The sequence below is a fragment of the Agromyces binzhouensis genome (assembly GCF_004135055.1).
Taxonomy (GTDB): Bacteria; Actinomycetota; Actinomycetes; order Actinomycetales; family Microbacteriaceae; genus Agromyces; species Agromyces binzhouensis.
Map to the genome: position 1 here is coordinate 1 of NZ_SDPL01000320.1, position 3682 is coordinate 3682.

4 protein-coding genes and 1 pseudogene are annotated in these 3682 nt (G+C 73.4%); 2 read left to right on the forward strand and 3 right to left on the reverse strand.

Features of this window, described 5'->3' with window-relative positions; translation table 11 throughout:
• Window positions 1-209: pseudogene (locus tag ESO86_RS13320) on the reverse strand (hypothetical protein); the annotation flags it as partial.
• Window positions 193-1113, reverse strand: a complete 921-nt coding sequence (locus ESO86_RS13325) for a pseudouridine-5'-phosphate glycosidase (protein WP_129235456.1) — start codon at window positions 1111-1113, stop codon at window positions 193-195. The gene ESO86_RS13325 and the pseudogene ESO86_RS13320, both read right to left, overlap by 17 nt.
• 98 nt (window positions 1114-1211) lie before the next feature.
• Between ESO86_RS13325 and ESO86_RS13330 the strand changes: the two genes are divergently transcribed.
• Window positions 1212-1562 carry a hypothetical protein gene (locus ESO86_RS13330; RefSeq protein WP_129235457.1) on the forward strand — a complete coding sequence of 117 codons (351 nt, stop codon included), beginning with the start codon at window positions 1212-1214 and terminating at the stop codon, window positions 1560-1562.
• A 45-nt stretch (window positions 1563-1607) separates the two neighbouring features.
• Here ESO86_RS13330 and ESO86_RS13335 read toward each other — a convergent pair whose 3' ends face one another.
• The gene (locus ESO86_RS13335; RefSeq protein ID WP_129235458.1) at window positions 1608-2021 is read right to left on the reverse strand and encodes a four-helix bundle copper-binding protein; all 414 of its coding nucleotides are present in this window, start codon (window positions 2019-2021) and stop codon (window positions 1608-1610) included.
• Window positions 2022-2296: 275 nt separating this feature from the next.
• On the opposite strand from ESO86_RS13335, the gene ESO86_RS13340 reads away from it, so the two are divergent.
• Window positions 2297-3682, forward strand: a 1386-nt coding sequence (locus tag ESO86_RS13340) for an AMP-binding protein (RefSeq protein ID WP_165307819.1), incomplete at its 3' end; no start/stop codon positions are given.

A 3682-nucleotide genomic window follows, 5' to 3' on the forward strand; every position in this document is an offset into this window, starting at 1 on the left:
GTCGGCGTGCCGGATGCGGCGTGCGCCGCGACGTTCGCGGCGCTGCCGCCGCGCGACCGGAACACCCGCGCCGCCGAGTCGGTCGCAGCCCGGATCGGCTCGGTCGCCCAGACGACGATGTCCTCGAGCAGGTCGCCGACGACGACGAGGAGCTGCGGCTCGCGAGACCCGGACCCGGCGCCGCGGCGGGCCTCAGCCGGCGAGCTCACGCGCGATCTCCGCTCCGAGCCGGGCGTTGCCGCGGTACACCGCGAGGTTGGCCTCGAGGCTCCGGCCGCCCGTCGCTCGCTGGACGTAGTCGAGCAGGAACGGCGTGGTGTCGTGCCCGGTCACGCCCGCGGCATCCGCCGCGGCGAGCGCCTCGGCGAGGACCCGGGTGTGGACGTCGGGATCGAGCTGGTCGGACTCGGCCACCGGGTTGGCGACGAGCACCGCCGAGGCGAGGCCGAGCTCGTCGCGGGCGCGTGCGACGGCCGCGGCCTCGGCGGCCGACTCGACGCGCGACGGGACGGGGAACCCGGAATCGGCGACGTAGAAGCCCGGGAAGCGGTCGGTCCGGTAGCCGAGCACCGTGATCCCGAGCGTCTCGAGCCGCTCGAGCGTCGCAGCGACGTCGAGGATCGACTTCACCCCCGCGCTGACGACCACGACGGGGGTCGTCGCGAGCGCCGGCAGGTCGGTCGACTCGTCGAAGGTGTCGCTCGCACCGCGGTGCACGCCGCCCAGCCCGCCGGTCGAGAACACCCGGATGCCGGCGCGGTGCGCCAGCCACGCCGTCGCCGCGACCGTCGTGCCCGCGTCGAGCTCCGCGGAACGGGCCACCGGGAGGTCGCGCGTGCTCGCCTTGACGACGTGCTCGGCGGTGCAGAGGCGCTCGATCTCCGCGCCGTCGAGGCCGACGATCGCGGTGCCCCCCACGACGCCGATCGTCGCCGGCTCCGCGCCGGCCTCCCGGACCAGCGCCTCGGTCGCGAGGCCCACCTCGAGGTTGCGCGGGCTCGGCAGCCCGTGGGTCAGGATCGTCGACTCGAGGGCGAGCACCGGTCGGCCGGCGTCGACGGCGTCGCGCACGCGGTCGGCGATGCGCAGGGCGGGGGTGCGGTCGGACTGCATGCGCCTCATCGTATGTCCGCGTGTGACGGCGCCCCGCGACATCCGTCATGCCCGGGCGTATCGTCGCCTGCACGAACCGACCGACCGAGGAGCACGCCATGTCGCCGCAGAACCCGCACGCCGCCGCCGAGTCCCGCACGGGCCTCGCGATGGGCATGCGCGGCTGCGTCGAGGGCGAGTCGTGCGGCTCCGATCGGCCCGGTCACGGACTGCACCCGATGCAGGACCGGCTCTCGCGCATCGTCGCGAGCCGGTGGACCGACGCGGTCGTCGTCGCGACGGCGTCGGACGGGTTCGTCGAGCTCGTCGACCTCGAGGGCGGCGCGCACCGGGTGTGGAACCACGGCGCCCTCACGGGGCGGCTCGCAGCCGGCGACCCGGTCGCGCTGCACCCCGTGTACGGCGTGCTGGCCCGCGGGGACGACCGCTACAGCGTCGCCGCCGTCTGACGCACGCGACGCGGCCGCTCGGGCCGCGTCGACGTGATGCGCGCGTCAGCTCGCCGGCATCATCTCCCTCATCGCGCCCATCATCTTCTCCATGGCCATGACCGCCTGGTCGCAGGCCATCGCGCACATGCGGCAGTGCTCGTGCATGTCGGCGTGCATCATGCACTCCGCAGAGCACGCGCGGCACATCGTGATGCAGGTCTCCATCATCGACATCATGACCTGCATGTCGTAACCGGTGGTGCGGAGCATCATCCGCATCATCGTGTCGCACACGTCGGCGCAGTTCGCGCACATCGCGCCGCACCGGCCCAGGCCCTCGCCGGCATCGGCGTCGGCGCACATGACGCACGCCTGCATGCACGCGGAGAGGGCCTCCATACAGTCCTGCATCATGGACATGTCCATGTCCTTCATGGGCATGTCCGACGCCGACATGGCGCCCTTCATCATGTCCATCGTCGTGTTCATCCCGCACCTCGCCGTCTCCGAGGAGCCGGGTGTCGGTGGTGCCGGCGCTGGGACCCGGCGACCCTCTCGAGCCGAATGCTACGCCGCGACCTCCGCGCCGAGAAGGGGGAGGAGCCGACCGTCACGCGCACGGAACAGGGCGGATGCCGCGCACGGGCGCGTCATGGTCCGTCGACGATTTCGACGACTCGGAGCGATCGCGTAAGGTTAGCCTTACCTTTCCGTCGATCCGGCGGATGCGACCCCCGAACCGGACACGTGCCATGACCATGCTGCTGACCAGGACCGAGCCCGCGCTCGACCTGCTCGGCGGCGACCCCTCCGCCCCCGCCCTCGTCACGCCGTCGTCGCGAGTGGACTACGGCGAGCTCCGTGATCGGATCGAGGACCGCCGCAGCGCGCTCGGCGGAGGGCGCCGCCTGGTGTTCCTCTCGGGAGCCAACACCGTCGAATCCGTCGTCACCTACCTCGCCGCCCTCGCAGCCGGCCATCCCGTGCTGCTCCTGCCGACGGGCGTCGAGGGTGCGGCGCTCGACGCCCTCGTCGCGCGCTACGCGCCCGACGTGATGGTCCGCGCCGACGCACGCGGGTTCGAGCTGACGGACCTCCACGCCGGCCCGCGGCACGCGTTCCACCCCGAACTCGCGCTCCTCGCGAGCACGTCGGGGTCGACCGGTTCGCCCAAGCTCGTCCGGCTCTCCCGCACGAACGTCACCGCGAACGCGCGGAGCATCGCCGACTACCTCGACCTCGCGCCCGGCGACCGTGCCGCGACGACGCTGCCGCTCGGCTACTGCTACGGGCTCTCGGTCGTCAACAGCCACCTCGTCGCGGGCGCCAGCCTCCTGCTCACCGACCGGTCCGTCGTCGAGCCGGCCTTCTGGGACGAGTTCGCGGCCCTCGGAGCGACCTCCTTCGCCGGCGTCCCCTACACCTACGACCTCCTCGAGACCACGGACTTCGCGCGCCGCGAGCTGCCCGACCTCCGCTACGTCACGCAGGCCGGCGGCCGGCTCGCCCCCGACCGGGTCCGAGCGCTCGCCCGCCTCGGACGCGAGCGCGGGTTCGACCTCTTCGTCATGTACGGCCAGACCGAGGCGACCGCGCGCATGGCCTACCTTCCGCCAGAACTCGCCGAGGCGGCCGCCGGTGCGATCGGCGTGCCGATCCCGGGCGGATCGTTCCGCATCGACGAGCGCGTCGACGGCGCGGCGCCGGGCGAGGGCGAACTCGTCTACGCGGGACCGAACGTCATGATGGGGTACGCCGAGACGTCCGCCGATCTCGCTCGCGGCCCCGAGCTCGACGAACTGCGGACGGGCGACCTCGCCCGGCGCCGAGCGGACGGCCTGGTCGAGATCACCGGGCGGCTCAGCCGCTTCGCCAAGAGCTTCGGCCTGCGCCTCGACCTCGACCGGATCGAACGGATGCTCGCCGCCGACGGACTCGAGGCGCGCACGGTCGCGCTCGACGAGCGGCTCGCGGTGTTCGTGCGCCACGACCGGTTCATCGAGACCGCGCGCGCCGAGGTCGAGCGCGCCACGCGGCTCCCGGCGCACGCGTTCGACGTGCACGCCCTCGCCGAGTTCCCGCGCACGGCCAACGGCAAGCCCGACCATGCCGCGCTCCGCGCGCACGCGGCACTGCTC